This window comes from Sphingomonas sp. HT-1, assembly GCF_048568905.1.
Lineage (GTDB): Bacteria > Pseudomonadota > Alphaproteobacteria > Sphingomonadales > Sphingomonadaceae > Sphingomonas.
The window spans coordinates 2,540,012-2,555,000 of record NZ_CP183770.1 but is presented as its reverse complement, the minus strand read 5'-3'; the positions used below and the strand labels follow the sequence as shown (position 1 = coordinate 2,555,000).

At 65.2% G+C, this 14,989-nt stretch carries 13 protein-coding genes, 1 tRNA gene and 2 rRNA genes (1 of these 16 only partly in view); 10 read left to right on the top strand and 6 right to left on the bottom strand.

What is annotated here, in order from left to right; genetic code table 11:
• The 4 genes from ACNFJ7_RS11820 to ACNFJ7_RS11805 form a co-directional block, all read left to right on the top strand.
• Window positions 1–2,366 (top strand): 23S ribosomal RNA (locus tag ACNFJ7_RS11820) (it extends 427 nt beyond the left edge of the window).
• A gap of 112 nt (window positions 2,367–2,478) precedes the next feature.
• Window positions 2,479–2,593, top strand: a 5S ribosomal RNA gene (gene rrf, locus ACNFJ7_RS11815).
• Between the two features lie 82 nt (window positions 2,594–2,675).
• Window positions 2,676–2,752, top strand: a tRNA-Met gene (locus ACNFJ7_RS11810).
• 91 nt (window positions 2,753–2,843) lie between these two features.
• On the top strand, window positions 2,844–3,350 hold the full coding sequence (locus ACNFJ7_RS11805) for a DoxX family protein (RefSeq protein ID WP_037514160.1): 507 nt from the start codon (window positions 2,844–2,846) through the stop codon (window positions 3,348–3,350).
• Between the two features lies 1 nt (window position 3,351).
• On the opposite strand, the gene msrA is transcribed toward ACNFJ7_RS11805, so the two are convergent.
• From msrA to pabB, 3 genes are read right to left on the bottom strand one after another with little or no spacing between them, the layout of a single operon-like run.
• Window positions 3,352–4,023, bottom strand: coding sequence for a peptide-methionine (S)-S-oxide reductase MsrA (gene msrA, locus ACNFJ7_RS11800; protein ID WP_037514158.1), 672 nt, complete (start codon window positions 4,021–4,023; stop codon window positions 3,352–3,354).
• Between the two features lie 50 nt (window positions 4,024–4,073).
• A complete protein-coding gene (locus ACNFJ7_RS11795; RefSeq protein ID WP_019371004.1) occupies window positions 4,074–5,273 on the bottom strand; it encodes a pyridoxal phosphate-dependent aminotransferase in 1,200 nt (399 codons plus the stop codon).
• 33 nt (window positions 5,274–5,306) lie between these two features.
• On the bottom strand, window positions 5,307–7,100 hold the full coding sequence (pabB, locus tag ACNFJ7_RS11790) for an aminodeoxychorismate synthase component I (protein WP_019371003.1): 1,794 nt from the start codon (window positions 7,098–7,100) through the stop codon (window positions 5,307–5,309).
• Window positions 7,101–7,156: 56 nt separating this feature from the next.
• Here pabB and ACNFJ7_RS11785 point away from each other — a divergent pair, with 56 nt between their 5' ends.
• On the top strand, window positions 7,157–7,840 hold the full coding sequence (locus tag ACNFJ7_RS11785; RefSeq protein WP_019371002.1) for an MBL fold metallo-hydrolase: 684 nt from the start codon (window positions 7,157–7,159) through the stop codon (window positions 7,838–7,840).
• A 60-nt stretch (window positions 7,841–7,900) separates the two neighbouring features.
• Here the strand turns inward: ACNFJ7_RS11785 and ACNFJ7_RS11780 are convergent, their stop codons facing one another.
• Window positions 7,901–8,302, bottom strand: coding sequence for an MAPEG family protein (locus tag ACNFJ7_RS11780; RefSeq protein WP_019371001.1), 402 nt, complete (start codon window positions 8,300–8,302; stop codon window positions 7,901–7,903).
• A gap of 202 nt (window positions 8,303–8,504) precedes the next feature.
• Here ACNFJ7_RS11780 and rpmF point away from each other — a divergent pair, with 202 nt between their 5' ends.
• The 5 genes from rpmF (at window position 8,505) to ACNFJ7_RS11755 (ending at window position 11,512) form a co-directional block, all read left to right on the top strand.
• A complete protein-coding gene (gene rpmF / locus ACNFJ7_RS11775; protein WP_010545868.1) occupies window positions 8,505–8,684 on the top strand; it encodes a 50S ribosomal protein L32 in 180 nt (59 codons plus the stop codon).
• A gap of 29 nt (window positions 8,685–8,713) precedes the next feature.
• Window positions 8,714–9,745 (top strand): phosphate acyltransferase PlsX, encoded by a 1,032-nt coding sequence (gene plsX / locus ACNFJ7_RS11770; protein ID WP_019371000.1) that lies wholly within the window; start codon window positions 8,714–8,716, stop codon window positions 9,743–9,745.
• A 22-nt stretch (window positions 9,746–9,767) separates the two neighbouring features.
• Window positions 9,768–10,739: a beta-ketoacyl-ACP synthase III gene (locus ACNFJ7_RS11765; protein ID WP_019370999.1), complete on the top strand. Its 972-nt coding sequence runs from the start codon at window positions 9,768–9,770 to the stop codon at window positions 10,737–10,739.
• A gap of 135 nt (window positions 10,740–10,874) precedes the next feature.
• The gene (locus tag ACNFJ7_RS11760) at window positions 10,875–11,174 is read left to right on the top strand and encodes an integration host factor subunit alpha (protein WP_019370998.1); all 300 of its coding nucleotides are present in this window, start codon (window positions 10,875–10,877) and stop codon (window positions 11,172–11,174) included.
• An 8-nt stretch (window positions 11,175–11,182) separates the two neighbouring features.
• A complete protein-coding gene (locus ACNFJ7_RS11755) occupies window positions 11,183–11,512 on the top strand; it encodes a MerR family transcriptional regulator (protein ID WP_019370997.1) in 330 nt (109 codons plus the stop codon).
• Between the two features lie 6 nt (window positions 11,513–11,518).
• On the opposite strand, the gene ACNFJ7_RS11750 is transcribed toward ACNFJ7_RS11755, so the two are convergent.
• Window positions 11,519–12,052, bottom strand: a complete 534-nt coding sequence (locus tag ACNFJ7_RS11750) for a SixA phosphatase family protein (RefSeq protein ID WP_019370996.1) — start codon at window positions 12,050–12,052, stop codon at window positions 11,519–11,521.
• Window positions 12,049–14,796 (bottom strand): helicase C-terminal domain-containing protein, encoded by a 2,748-nt coding sequence (locus tag ACNFJ7_RS11745; protein WP_019370995.1) that lies wholly within the window; start codon window positions 14,794–14,796, stop codon window positions 12,049–12,051. The genes ACNFJ7_RS11750 and ACNFJ7_RS11745 overlap by 4 nt, the downstream gene beginning before the upstream one ends.
• Window positions 14,797–14,989: the final 193 nt, after the last annotated feature.

Below are 14,989 nucleotides of genomic sequence, written 5' to 3'. Positions count from 1 at the left end.
TCTGAACATGGGGGGACCACCCTCCAAGCCTAAATACTCGTACATGACCGATAGCGAACTAGTACCGTGAGGGAAAGGTGAAAAGCACCCCGATGAGGGGAGTGAAACAGTACCTGAAACCGAATGCCTACAAGCAGTGGGAGGGGCTTTATGCCCTGACCGCGTACCTCTTGCATAATGGGTCTGTGACTTAATGTATCAAGCAAGCTTAAGCCGATAGGTGTAGGCGCAGCGAAAGCGAGTCTGAATAGGGCGACATAGTTTGATGCATTAGACCCGAAACCCGGCGATCTATGCATGACCAGGATGAAGGTGGGGTAACACCCACTGGAGGTCCGAACCGATTAACGTTGAAAAGTTACCGGATGAGTTGTGCTTAGGGGTGAAAGGCCAATCAAGCCGGGAAATAGCTGGTTCTCCGCGAAAACTATTGAGGTAGTGCCTCGGATGAACACCCTAGGGGGTAGAGCACTGGATGGATGCGGGGGTCGCGAGATCTACCAATTCTAACCAAACTCCGAATACCTAGGAGTGATATCCGGGAGACAGACGGCGGGTGCTAAGGTCCGTCGTCAAAAGGGAAACAGCCCTGACCTACAGCTAAGGTCCCCAAGTCACGTCTAAGTGGGAAAGCATGTGGGAATCCCAAAACAACCAGGAGGTTGGCTTAGAAGCAGCCATCCTTTAAAGAAAGCGTAACAGCTCACTGGTCTAAATAAGGGTTCCTGCGGCGAAGATGTAACGGGGCTCAAGACGTGCACCGAAGCTTAGGGTGTGATCTTTGATCACGCGGTAGCGGAGCGTTCCGTAAGCCTGTGAAGTGGAAGGGTAACCGACCATGGAGGTATCGGAAGTGCGAATGCAGACATGAGTAGCGATAAAGAGGGTGAGATGCCCTCTCGCCGAAAGACCAAGGGTTCCTGCGCAAGGCTAATCCGCGCAGGGTGAGCCGGCCCCTAAGACGAGCCCGAAGGGGGTAGTCGATGGGAACCACGTTAATATTCGTGGGCCTGGTGGTGTGTGACGGATCTCGTGAGTTGTCAGTCCTTAACGGATTGGACTGGCTTCGAAGAGGTCCCGGGAAATAGCCCCACCGTATAGACCGTACCCGAAACCGACACAGGTGGTCAGGTAGAGTATACCAAGGCGCTTGAGAGAAGTGTCCTGAAGGAACTCGGCAAATTGCCTCCGTACCTTCGGAAGAAGGAGGCCCTCATTCCGGGCAACCGGTATGAGGGGGCACAGGCCAGGGGGTAGCGACTGTTTAGCAAAAACACAGGGCTCTGCTAAGTCGGCTTCAAGACGACGTATAGGGCCTGACGCCTGCCCGGTGCCTGAAGGTTAAGTGGAGGAGTGCAAGCTCCGAAATGAAGCCCAGGTAAACGGCGGCCGTAACTATAACGGTCCTAAGGTAGCGAAATTCCTTGTCGGGTAAGTTCCGACCTGCACGAATGGCGTAACGACTTCCCCACTGTCTCCAGGACATGCTCAGCGAAATTGAATTCTCCGTGAAGATGCGGAGTACCCGCGGTTAGACGGAAAGACCCCGTGCACCTTTACTGCAGCTTCAGAGTGGCAGTGGAGAACAACTGTGTAGAATAGGTGGGAGGCTTTGAAGCACCGGCGCCAGCTGGTGTGGAGCCACCAAGTGAAATACCACCCTGTTGTTCTTTACTGTCTAACCTCGTACCGTCATCCGGTACAGGGACCCTCTGTGGCGGGTAGTTTGACTGGGGCGGTCGCCTCCCAAAGAGTAACGGAGGCGCGCGAAGGTTGGCTCAGGCCGGTTGGAAACCGGCTGTTAGAGTGCAATGGCATAAGCCAGCCTGACTGCGAGACTGACAAGTCGAGCAGAGACGAAAGTCGGTCATAGTGATCCGGTGGTCCCTCGTGGAAGGGCCATCGCTCAACGGATAAAAGGTACGCCGGGGATAACAGGCTGATAACCCCCAAGAGCTCATATCGACGGGGTTGTTTGGCACCTCGATGTCGGCTCATCACATCCTGGGGCTGGAGCAGGTCCCAAGGGTTTGGCTGTTCGCCAATTAAAGTGGTACGTGAGCTGGGTTCAGAACGTCGCGAGACAGTTTGGTCCCTATCTGCCGTGGGCGTCGAAATTTGAGAGGAGTTGACCCTAGTACGAGAGGACCGGGTTGAACATACCTCTGGTGTACCAGTCGTTCCGCCAGGAGCGCAGCTGGGTAGCTATGTATGGACGGGATAACCGCTGAAAGCATCTAAGCGGGAAGCCTCCCTCGAGATAAGATTTCATAGAGCGGTCGAAGACCACGACCTTGATAGATCGGATGTGGAAGCGCGGTAACGCGTGGAGCTAACCGATACTAATTGCTCTTTTCGCGCTTGAGAGTTTCACACCCCCATCGACAACCCTGGGTTGTCAGATAGCGGGTGGATGAATTTCCCAGCCTTATCGGTGCATCGATTTGAAACCCAATTTCCCGCACACCGGCTTCATTGCTTGGTGGCCATAGCGTCTGTGACCCACCCGATCCCATCCCGAACTCGGCCGTGAAACCAGACAGCGCCAATGGTACTATCGCTTAAGCGATGGAAGAGTAGGTCGCCGCCAGGCATTGAAGCCGGTGTACGGAAAATACCAAAACCCATTCACATTCGTCCCCCGTTCTGCCGATATCCTCGGCACCCAACTTTGGCGCGGGGTGGAGCAGCCCGGTAGCTCGTCAGGCTCATAACCTGAAGGCCGCAGGTTCAAATCCTGCCCCCGCAACCAACACACAAAAGCCCCGAAGCTAACGCTCCGGGGCTTTTGTGCGTCTATAACGGCCCTCGCGGACCGAACCTTGCTTGGCTATACCCCGCGGATGTTCGAGCGCATTACCCGCAGCACGGCGAGCCCATGGACGATACTGATCCGCCTTGCGGCCGGCCTCATCGTCTTTTTCCCCGAAGGCATCCAAAAGCTGATCTTCCCCGAGATCCTCGGCGCGGGGCGGTTCGCAAAGATCGGCATTCCGTACCCCGATGTCACCGGACCGTTCGTCGGCCTGGTCGAACTCGTATGCGGCGGGCTGATCGTGCTGGGCTTGTTCACGCGGCTGGCGGCCGTTCCGCTCATCATAACAATGCTCGTGGCGCTGGTTTCGACCAAGCTGCCGATCCTGCTCGGCCATGGTTTCGGCCCGTTCAGCCTCCCCGACGTCAAGCGCTACGGCTTCTGGAGCGCGCAGCACGAGGCCCGCGCCGACCTCACCATGTTGCTTGGGTGTCTGTACCTGTTCGCCGTCGGCAGCGGACCCTGGTCGCTCGATCGGCGGCTGGCCAATTCCCGTTCGCGCCGCTCACCAACACCGGCGACGGTGTTCGACTAGTCTAATTTGCCAGCTGCGGAAAGGCCGTGCGGAACGCGGCGACCTTCGGCTTGTCCCAGCGCGTGATGTAGGGATGCGTCGGATGGCGCCAGAAGAAATCCTGATGATATGCTTCCGCCGCATAGAATCGGCCCGTTTCGATCCGCGTCACGATCGGGCGCGCAAAGGCCTTCGAGCGGCTGAGCTGGCCGAGATACGCCTCCGCCACCCGCCGCTGCTCGCCATTCTGGGGGAAGATTGCCGAGCGATAGCTCGGGCCGCGATCCGGACCTTGGCGGTTGAGCTGCGTCGGATCGTGCGCCACGGCGAAGTAGATGCGCAACAGCGTGCCGAAGCTCACGCGCGACGGATCATAGACGATACGCACCGCCTCGGCATGGCCGGTCCTTTCGGTCGAGACCTGAGCATACGTCGCGGTGGCCCCGCTGCCGCCGGCATAGCCGCTGGTGACGGATTGAACGCCCTTCACCGATTGGAACACCGCCTCCATGCCCCAGAAGCAGCCGCCAGCGAGCACCGCCACCTGCGGACCCTTGGCCTTGGGCAGGTCCAGCGCCGGCAGCGGCACCGCCACGGCCCTCTCGATCGACGGCGCACCGGCGGCGAGCAGCAACAACGCCCCACCAACGAGAGGGGCGACGATAAGCGGGAGCCGGAACGAGCGTCGGGTCATCATGGCCCTTTCTAGGGTCGCTGCGGCTCCCGCGGAAGACGGGCGTCGGTTCAGCGCAGATCGGCGCAGGCGGCCTGGATTCGCGTGCACGCCTCGCGAAGCAATGTTTCCGACGTTGCATAGCTGATCCGCATCGCCGGTGACAGGCCGAACGCCGCGCCGTGCACGGCCGCCACGCGGGCTTCATCGAGGAAATAGCCGATCATGTCCTCGTCGGTGGCGATCACCTTGCCCTTGGGCGTGGTCTTGCCGATCAGCGCGCTGAATTCCGGATAGACGTAGAAGGCACCCTCAGGCGTCGGGCAGTGCATGCCGTCGATTTCGTTGAGCATGCCGACGACCAGGTCGCGGCGCGTCTGGAAGGCGGCGGCGCGGTCCTTGAGGAAGCTCTGGTCGCCGGTCAGCGCCGCGACGGCGGCCGCCTGGGCGATCGAGCACGGGTTCGAGGTCGACTGCGATTGTAGCTTGGCGATCGCCTTGATCAGCGGTGCCGGGCCGCCGGCGAAGCCGATGCGCCAGCCGGTCATCGCATAGGCCTTGGAGCAGCCGTTGACGGTGAGAGTACGCTCGTAGAGCGACGGGCAGACCTGCGCGATGGTGGCGAATTCGAAGCCGTCGTACAGGATGTGCTCGTACATGTCGTCGGCGAACACCCAGACATGCGGGTGGCGCTCGATCACTTCGCCCAGCGCCTTGAGCTCGGCGGCCGAATAGGCGGCGCCCGTCGGGTTGGACGGCGAGTTGAGAATCACCCACTTGGTCTTCGGCGTGATCGCCGCTTCGAGCTGTGCAGGGGTGATCTTGTAGTTCTGCTCGGCACCGGCGGCGATGAATACCGGCGTGCCGCCCGCAAACTGCACTACGTCAGGATAGCTGACCCAATAGGGTGCCGGGATGATCACTTCATCGCCGGCTTCCACCGTCGCCACGATCGCGTTGAACAGGGTGTGCTTGCCACCGACGTTGATCGTGATCTGCTGCGCGGTATAGTCCAAGCCATTGTCGCGCTTGAACTTGTTGATCACGGCATCCTTCAGCTCGGGCGTCCCGTCGACATTGGTGTATTTGGTCTTGCCGTCGCGGATCGCCTGAATCGCGGCTTCCTTCACGAAGTCCGGCGTGTCGAAATCGGGCTCGCCGGCGCCCAAGCCAATCACGTCGACGCCGGCACGCTTCAGCTCGAACACGCGGCTGGTCATGGCGAGCGTGGCGGAGGGCTGGATGCGCTGGAGCGCGGCGGAAGTCTGCATGGTCTAGACGCCTTTTCCGGGGAAGATGCGCGCCTATAGGTCCGCTTCGGCGCTTTCCGCAACTGTAACCGCTGCAACCAGTCCCCGCAGCGCGTTCCCGAGCAGGAAGCCGCCCGCGAGATCCTCCGGCCGCAGGTCCCCCTCCACTGCGCGGCCGGTGGCGAGCAGTTCGGCACGGAGCACCCCGGGAAGCAGTCCGCGCGACAGCGGCGGCGTCACCAGCACGCCGTCGCGCTCGACGAACAACGAGGTGAAGCTGCCTTCGGTGCAATAGCCGTCGGCATCGGTGAACACGACTTCCCAGGTACCGGCAGCGCGGCGCGGCGCGTCGTAGATCGACCGTCGCGTGGTCTTGTGGGCAAGGCGAAAATCGACGCGCGGTACCGAATGGGGCACGATCCTGACCGTGGCCTGCCTGGGCGGCGGCGGGGGGAGCGGGGCGATGCCGATCGCGACCGCGCCCGAGGGACCGAGCAGCAGCCGCACCTTGGCCGCATCGCGCAGGCGGAAGGTGGCGGCTTGCAGCTCATTGCGGACGACGTGGCGATCGAACGGAAACCCGAAGATGGCGGCGCTGGCCCGAATGCGATCGAGGTGACGCTCGAGCAGCAGCAGGCCGTCCTCGGGATCGAACCGCATCGTCTCGATCAGGTCGAAGCCGCGCTCGCCTGCCGTCACGAACGCCCCCTTGGCAAGGCATTCGCTCCATTCGTCGACCGCGTTCGAATCGGCGACCACGCCCGAGCCGAGGCCCAGCGTCGCCCGACCCGGTTGGGCCAGCACGAGCGTGCGGATCGCGACGTTGAATTCGGCACTGCCATCGGCATCCATCCTCCCGATCGCGCCGGTATAGGGCCCACGTGAATCGGGCTCGACTTCGGCAATCACCTGCATTGCGCGAATTTTCGGCGCACCCGTCACCGATCCGCAGGGGAACAACGCCGCGAGCGCGTCGACGGCTCCCAGCCTGTCTGCAAGGCTGGCAGTGATCGTCGAAGTCATCTGATGGACGGTAGGATAGGTTTCCACCGCGAAGAGCTGCGGCACGGCGACGCTGCCCGGGCGGGCGATCCGGCCGAGATCGTTGCGCATCAGATCGACGATCATCAGGTTTTCGGCGCGCTGCTTGGGATCGGCCTGCAACGCCAGAGCGCACGCGGCGTCCGCAGCGGGATCGGCATCGCGGCGCTCGGTGCCCTTCATCGGGCGGGCGGCGAGCATGCCGTCTTCAAGCGTGAAGAACAATTCGGGCGAGAGGCTCAGCAGCCATTGCGTACCGGTTGCGACCAGCGCGCCGTGCCCGGCGGCGGCGCGGGCGCGGAGCAGCGCATAGAGCGCGGCGGGATGACCCGCGACCGGCACCTCGGCCCGGAAGGTCAGGTTTGCCTGATAGATGTCGCCTGCACGGATATAGTGCAGCACGCGCGCGAGGGCGGCATCATAGGCCGCGCGGTCGAGCAGCGGGCGGGGGCGCCCGGCCCAGGCGCCGGCGGGATCGGGGAGCAGCTGAGGAACCTCGTCCGGCCTGAGCTTCCGGTGCCCGCCGAACAGGCCGAACCAGAGCAGCGGACCATCGGTCTCGCGTGGCGGAGCGGCGGGTTCGAGCGCGGCACCTGCTTCGTACGAAAGCCAGCCGGCGGCGTCCAAGCCGCGGCCAAGGGCGGTGCGCAGTCGGTCCAGCGCCGGGACGATCTCGTCGAGCTGCTGCGCGACGACGATCTCGACAGGATCGACATAGAGGCGCGCGCCGCACCCATCGGCGCGCGCGTCGTCGAGCAGGACAAAGGGGGGATGCAACACCATCAGCCGGCTGGAATGCAGAGCCATGCGGCACAGGGCAAGCCTTGGTTGCCGCGCGCGTCCGGCCGGAGTAGCGAAGGGGCATGGCAACCTCGCATTCTTCCGCTGCCCAGCCGCCGCTTCGTGCGGCGATCGTGCCCGTTACGCCGCTTCAGCAGAACTGTACCCTGCTCTGGTGCACCAACACGATGCGCGGCGCCTTTGTCGATCCGGGCGGCGACCTTGATCGGTTGCGAGCGGCGGCAAAGCAGCACGGGGTCACGATCGAAAAGCTGCTGATCACCCATGGCCATATCGATCATTGCGGATCGGCCGGGATCTTTGCCGAGGAGCTGGGCGTGCCGATCGAAGGGCCGCACGAAGCGGATCGCTACTGGATCGCACGGCTGGAGGACGACGGCCGCGCCTATCGCGTGCCCGGAAAGCCTTTCGAGCCCGACCGCTGGCTGCAGCAGGGCGATCAGGTGACGGTGGGCGAACTGGTGCTCGATGTCTATCATTGTCCGGGCCACACCCCCGGCCATGTCGTGTTCCACCACCCCGCATCGCAGCTGGCGATCGTCGGCGACGTGCTGTTTCAAGGTTCGATCGGGCGAACCGATTTCCCCTTGGGCAATCATCAGGATCTGATCGACGCGATCACCACCCGGTTGTGGCCGCTGGGGGATGAGACGGTGTTCGTCCCCGGCCACGGCCAGCCGAGCAATTTCGGTCAGGAGCGCCGTACCAATCCGTTCGTTGCCGATTCGGTGCTGGCGCGCGCCTGAGTCGAGGCACCGATCAATGGCCGTCATCCCGGCTGTTGCCGGGACGACGGAAGGGGCGGATCAATGCAGCGGGTTCGATCCCGTATAGCCGAGCCACGCGGCGTAGAGGCCCAAGCCCGCGAGTGTGAGGAAGGTGGTCAGCGCACCGATCGCACGGCCGGGCTGCCAGCCGTCCATGCCGAAGCCGTGCAGCACGCGGCCGAGCAGGTACACGGCGGCGATCACCCACAGATAGAATCGGGTGCCCTGGGCCAGCTCGATCAGGCCGATCAGGATCAGGATGAAAGGCGTGTATTCGACGAAGTTCATCTGCGCGCGCATGCGCGCGAGAAGTCGCGGGCTCCCGCCGTCGCCGGTCAGCACCTTGTCGGCATAGCGCAGCTGAATGACGCGAATCGCCAGCCACAGGTTGATCAGCGCCGCGGCGCCCGCACTGGTGAGTGTAACCGGCAGAAAAAACATGCGCGTCCCCTGAAACCGAGGTGGAAACCCCTGCCACGTGCGGCTTCTGCTTGCAACGCGGACGAGAATCGCTATACGCGCGGGCTCGCTTCGTGACCTGCCTGCTGGTCCGGCGAGCGGCCGGCCTAGCCGTCGCTTGCCCGAACAACCCTGTGGGCGTATCGCGACTTTATTGATTCTGTAGCTTATTGAAGGTGCCGAGATGGCCGTTCCGAAGAGAAAGACCTCGCCGTCGAAGCGCGGCATGCGCCGCTCGCACGACGCGCTGACCGTCGAGTCGTTCCAAGAATGCCCGAACTGCGGCGAACTGAAGCGTCCGCATAACCTCTGCAACGCCTGCGGCCATTATAACGGCCGCGAGATCGTTTCGGTCGAGGGCTGAGCGACGTTCCGCAACGGGGGGTTGCCGGTATGACTGTTCCCTCGCGGATCGCCGTCGATGCAATGGGCGGCGATGAGGGGATCGCCGTCATGCTGGCTGGCGCCGCACGCGCACGGCGTCGCTTCGACGGGATGGAATTCCTTCTCGTCGGCGACGAGCCGCGCATCCGGGACGCTTTGAAGGCGCATCCCAACTTGGCAGCCGCGTGCGAGATCGTCCACGCGGCCGAAGTCGTCGCGGCCGATGCCAAGCCCAGCCAGGCGATTCGCCGCGCCAAGACCACATCGATGGGAATTGCCATCGATCTGGTGAAGCAGGGCCGCGCCGGCGCCGCCGTTTCTTCGGGCAACACCGGCGCGCTGATGGCGATGGCCAAGCTGTCGCTCCGCACCATGGCGGGGATCGACCGGCCGGCGCTTGCCGCGCTGATGCCCTCGCTGGGTGCGAACGACACGGTGATGCTCGATCTCGGCGCCAATACCGAGGTGGACGAGCGCAACCTGGTGCAGTTCGCGGTGATGGGCGCTGCCTATGCGCGCACCGCGCTCGATCTTTCACGCCCCCGCGTGGCGCTCCTCAACATCGGCACGGAAGAGATGAAGGGCACCGACAGCATCCGCGATGCTGCCGCCCAATTGCGTGCGGCGAAGCATCTGCCGCTGGAATTCACCGGCTTCATCGAAGGCAATCGGCTGTCGCGCGGCGATGTCGACGTGATCGTCTGCGACGGCTTTTCCGGCAATATCGCGCTCAAGACGGCGGAAGGCACCGCGCGGTTCGTGGCGGACCTGCTGCGCCGCGCGTTCAGCAGTTCGCTGCGTTCAAAGGTCGGCTTTCTGATCTCCAAGCCGGCGACCGATCTCCTGCGCCACCATCTCGACCCGAATAATCATAATGGTGCCGTTTTCCTCGGGCTGAACGGCATCGTTGTGAAGAGCCATGGCGGCGCGAACGAGATCGGTGTGGATACCGCGATCGGCTTTGCCGCCAAGATGGTGCGCGACGAACTCACCCGGCGCATTGCCGAGGATCTGGGGAACTTCGAGGCCAAGGCCGCGTAGAGACGGGGTAAGAAGGGGTCGCATGACCGTACGATCGGTGATTCTCGGCACGGGTTCGGCCCTGCCGGCACAGCGTGTTTCCAACGCGGAGCTGGCGGAGCGTGTCGATACCAGCGACGAATGGATCGTCGAGCGGACCGGCATCCGCTTTCGCCACATCGCCGGACCAGACGAATCGACCGGCACGCTGGCCACGCAGGCGGCGCGCGCGGCGCTGGAGTCGGCGGGGATCGCTGCGACCGACATCGATCTGATCGTGCTGGCGACGGCCACCCCGGACCAGACCTTCCCTGCCACCGCCACCCGCGTGCAGAGCGCGCTCGGCATCCTCGATTGCGTCGCCTTTGACGTGGCGGCGGTGTGCTCGGGCTTTCTCTACGCGGTGCAGGTCGCCGATTCGATGCTGCGCGCCGGCGCGCATCGCCGCGCACTGGTGATCGGCGCGGAAACGTTCAGCCGCATTCTCGACTGGGAGGACCGCACGACCTGCGTGTTGTTCGGCGATGGCGCCGGCGCGATCGTGCTCGAGGCGCAGGACACCGATGGCGAATCGCCGCAGGGCATCCTTGCCACCAAGCTCCACGCCGATGGCCGGTATAACGACCTTCTCTATGTCGATGGCGGCCCTTCGACCACGGGCACCGTCGGCAAGCTGCGGATGAAGGGGCGCGAAGTGTTTCGCCACGCGGTGGTAAATCTCGCTTCTGTAATGCAGGAATCGCTTGCCGCAGCCGGGCTACAGCCGGGCGACGTCGATTGGGTCGTGCCGCATCAGGCCAATGCCCGCATCCTTGACGCGACGGCGCGCAAGCTGGACCTTGCCCCGGAAAAGGTGATCGTCACCGTGGATCGGCACGCCAACACCTCGGCCGCGTCGGTGCCGCTCGCCCTGGACACAGCGGTGCGCGACGGGCGCATTCAGCGCGGCGACCTGCTCGTTCTGGAGGCGATGGGCGGCGGCTTCACCTGGGGTGCCGCGGTCGTGCGGTTCTGACGTTGCCGGCGAAAAGACGAAGATTACGTGTTTTTCCAGAGTATGTCTGAGGCGTTTCTAGGCGTTCAACATCATCCTTGATAGCGCGTAACAATCTGGTACGGGTAGCCAATCAAAGGGAAGGAAGTTGCCGAGATGAGTGCTGCAGGTACGCTCACCAGAGCAGATCTGGCTGAATCGCTGCATCGGGAAGTGGGCCTGTCTCGCGCCGACGCGGCGCGGCTGGTCGAGCAGATCCTGAAGCATATGTGCGAGGCGCTTGCCCGAGGCGAGAATGTGAAGATCTCGGGCTTCGGCAGCTTCGTGCTTCGGGACAAGGGCGAGCGGATCGGCCGCAACCCCAAAACCGGCGTGGAAGTGCCGATCGCGCCGCGTCGCGTCCTCACCTTCCGGGCCAGCCAGATGATGCGCGATCGCATCGTCTCGGCGAGCTGAGACCGACCATGCCGGCGACCGAAAAGGCCGCTGGTGCGTTGCGAACCATCGGTGAGCTCGCCGCGGAAATCGGCAGGCCACAGCACATATTGCGCTATTGGGAAACGCGGTTTCCCCAGCTGAAGCCGCTCACCCGTGCAGGCAACCGCCGCTATTACCGCCCGGAAGACGTGGCACTGGTTCGCCGCATCCACCATCTGCTGAGCCAGGAAGGCTATACGATTCGCGGCGTGCAGCGCCTGCTGGCTTCGGAGAAGGCTGCGCGCGGCAAGGGCCGGGGCGAGGAGCTCCAGGCGATCCGCGACTCGCTGGCCGAAGCGCTGGACGCCGACGGCTGACGCCTGTCAGCCGTCCGGCCCCAGGCTCGGATCCAGGTCGCGCGGACGCACGAAGCGCCGCAGCTCGGCGCCCGCACTCGGCGCATCGGCCCAGCGATCGACCGTGAAACGCAGTTCGGCCAGAGCGGCGGTTGGGAATTTGCGCGCCACTTCGCCGCGCAACTCGCCGCTGTCGGCGGTCAGATCGAGCACCAGTTCCTCCAGCCCCGGATTATGGCCGGACAGCAGCACCGTTTCTGCCGAATCGGGGAACGCCTCGATCGCGTCGAGCAGCGTGCCGACCGAGGCGAGGTAGAGCTTCTGGTCCCAGGCCGGCGCGATCGCCGCACCATAGCCGGTCGCCACCTGCGCTAGCGTCTCCTGCACGCGCACCGCAGGAGATGCGGCGACATGATCGAACCGCAGCCCCTGCTCGCGCAAATACCGCCCCATCGTCACGGCGGCGCGCTGGCCCTTGGGATTCAGCGGCCGATCGAAATCGCGGGCAACGGGATCGTCCCACCCCGATTTCGCATGGCGCAGGACCAGGAGTGTTTTCATGCTTCCCCGATATTGGTGCTGGCGGTTGCCGGCGCGTCATGCCGCAAGCCGGAGCCCAAGGAAAGCCGAACCCGCTCCACCGCCTGGTCGAGCGCGCAGCGGGTGATGCGCGTGCCCGGCGGAAAGGCGTCGAGCAGCCGCGACGGCGTGGCGGCGGAGAGCAGCACGAAGGCGCCGCGATCGTCCGCCCGCCGGATCAGACGGCCGAACGCCTGGGCGAGCCGCGCGCGAACGATGCGGTCGTCATAGGCCGAGCCGCCGCCAGCCAGCCGTCGGGCTGCGTGGAGCACGCTCGGCTTGGGCCAGGGCACGCCTTCCATCACCACCAGCCGCAGCGAATCGCCCGGCACGTCCACGCCGTCGCGCAGCGCATCGGTGCCGATCAGCGAGGCGCGCGGATCGTCGCGGAAGATATCGACCAGCGTGCCAGTGTCGATCGGATCGACATGCTGGGCGAGCAGCGGCAGCCCGTCGCGCGCCAGCCGGTCGGCGATGCGGGCATGCACCGCGCGCAGTCGCCGGATCGCGGTGAACAGCCCGAGCGTGCCGCCGCCCGCCGCGGCGATCAGCCGGGCATAGGCATTGGCGAGCGCGGGCAGGTCGCCACGCTTCACGTCGGTGACGATCAGCACCTCGGCCTGGTTGGGATAGTCGAACGGGCTCTTCGCTTCGAAGCGTTGCGCGGGGCGCAGCAAGTGGGTGGCGCCGGAGCGCGCCTCCGCCACATCCCAGTCGCCGCCGGCGCGCAGAGTGGCGGAAGTGACGAGCACGCCGTGCGCGGGCTCCAGCACGGTCTTCGCCAGCGGCCGGGCGGGATCGAGCCAGTGCCGATGCAGGCCGACGTCATATTCGCGGCCATCGACGCGATCGACGGCAAGCCAGTCGACGAATTCGGGATCGGCCGGCCCGCCGATCCGCGCGATCAGGGCCAGCCAGGCGCCAACCGTATCGACCCGCCAGCCGAGCGAGGCCACTGCCCCTTCGATCCGCGCCCGCGCCGGGCCGTCCATCCAGTCGGGTGCCTCGGCCAGCACCGCTTCCAGCCGGCGGCCGAGCACCACCATCGGGCGGAGCAGCGCATCGAGCGCCGCCGTGGCAATGCCCGCGGCCTCGACCAGCGCCGCATCGGGTTCGGTGAGTTCGGTTTCGAGCCCATAGCCGGCGTCCGCCGAGCCGTTGGCGTCGCGGGCATAGACCAGGCCGCGCACGGCTGCGAGCAGCGCTTCCACGGGTCCGAACGGTTCGCCTTCGTTCAGCCGCTGCAGCCAGCCGTCGCTTGGCAGCGCGCGGGCAGCGTCCACGGCTTCGGAAATGGCGCGGCCGCCGGCATCGTCATAGCTGGCGACGTCGGAGAGGCGCGCGGCGAGGCCCCGCCGGCGTCCCCGCGAGCCGGACTCGGGGCCGGTCAGCCAGCGGCGGAGCTCGATCGATTCCTGCCCGGTGAGCGCGACCGAGAACATCGCGTCGGCGGCGTCGAACAGGTGATGGCCTTCGTCGAACACATAGCGGGTGGGGCGCGTCTGGTTCTCGCGGCCGCGCGCGGCGTTGACCATCACCAGCGCATGGTTGGCGATAACGATATCGGCATCGGCGCTGGCGCGGGCGGCGCGCTCGATGAAGCATTTCCGATAATGCGGGCAGCCGGCATAGATGCACTCGCCGCGCCGATCGGTCAGCGCGGTCGATCCGTTGCGGCGGAAGAGGGTGGGGAGCCAGCCGGGCAGGTCGCCGCCGACCATGTCGCCATCGGCGGTATAGGCGGCCCAGCGCGCCACCAGCTGCGCGAGGATCGCTGCGCGCCCGGCAAAGCCGCCCTGCAGCGCATCCTCCAGGTTGAGCAGGCAGACATAATTCTCGCGGCCCTTGCGCGTCACGATGCGCGCGCGGCGCTGCTCGGCATCGGGAAACAGCCGCTCGCCTTCCTTGCCGAGCTGGCGTTGCAGCGCCTTGGTGAAGGTGGAGACCCATACCGGCCCGCCCGAGCGCTCTGCCCAGACCGAGGCGGGGGCAAGGTAGCCGAGCGTCTTGCCGATGCCGGTGCCGGCTTCGGCCAGCACCAGATTGGGCGTATCCGGCACGCTCCGCGGCGCGAAGGCCTGCGCCGCCGCTTCGGCATAGTCGCGCTGGCCCTGCCGGCGTTCGGCGCCATTGCCGGTCAAGCGGGCCAGGCGCTCGGCGACGTCAACGGGGTCGAGGGTGATGGTGCGCGGCGCCGGTCGCGGCGCGCTTTCCTCCCATTCGGGAAGCTTGGAGAACAGCCAGCGTTCGGCCCGTTCCGGCTTGGCGACGCGCTGGCCAAGTGGGGCGGCCCAGGGCCAGCGGAGCCGGGCGAGCGATTGCAGCCCGTGCCATGCGCCTTCGCGCTCGGGCCAGTTGCCCTCGGGCAGCGCCAGCAGCGCAGCGGCCGCCTCGCGGAGAAAGGCGGCGACCTCCGCATCGTCCTTCGGCGGCTCCAGGCCACAGGCACGGGCAAGGCCCTTGGGTGTCGGGACCATGAAGCGGGCAGGGCGTAGAAAGGCGAACAGCTCGAGCAGATCCAGCCCGCTTAGCTCGGGATGGCCGAGCCGCTGGCCGACCAGCGGCGCGTTGAGCAGCAGTACCGGCGTGTCCGCCGCGATCCGGATGGCCTCGCCCCGGCTCAGCCCGCGCGTTCCTTCGGCCGTGGCGATCCACACGCCGGAATGGCTGGCATGCAGGGCGGGATAGGGGAGCGGCGGCTGCATCGGTCTGTGGCCGTTGTACATGATGCGTTCCGCTTTGACAGCGGCAAAGCGGTGGGGTGAGCTTCGAAAGCGCGCGGCATGCGCCGGTCGCTCTCAACCTCCATTCGAAAGGGTGTGAATGCCCCCCGGCAAAGAGCGGGAGCCGCGACCCGGGGGAACGGTGAGGGCGCCCAGTCTCGCCCGATCCCTCTTGCCCCGGACAGCAGAGCTGGCG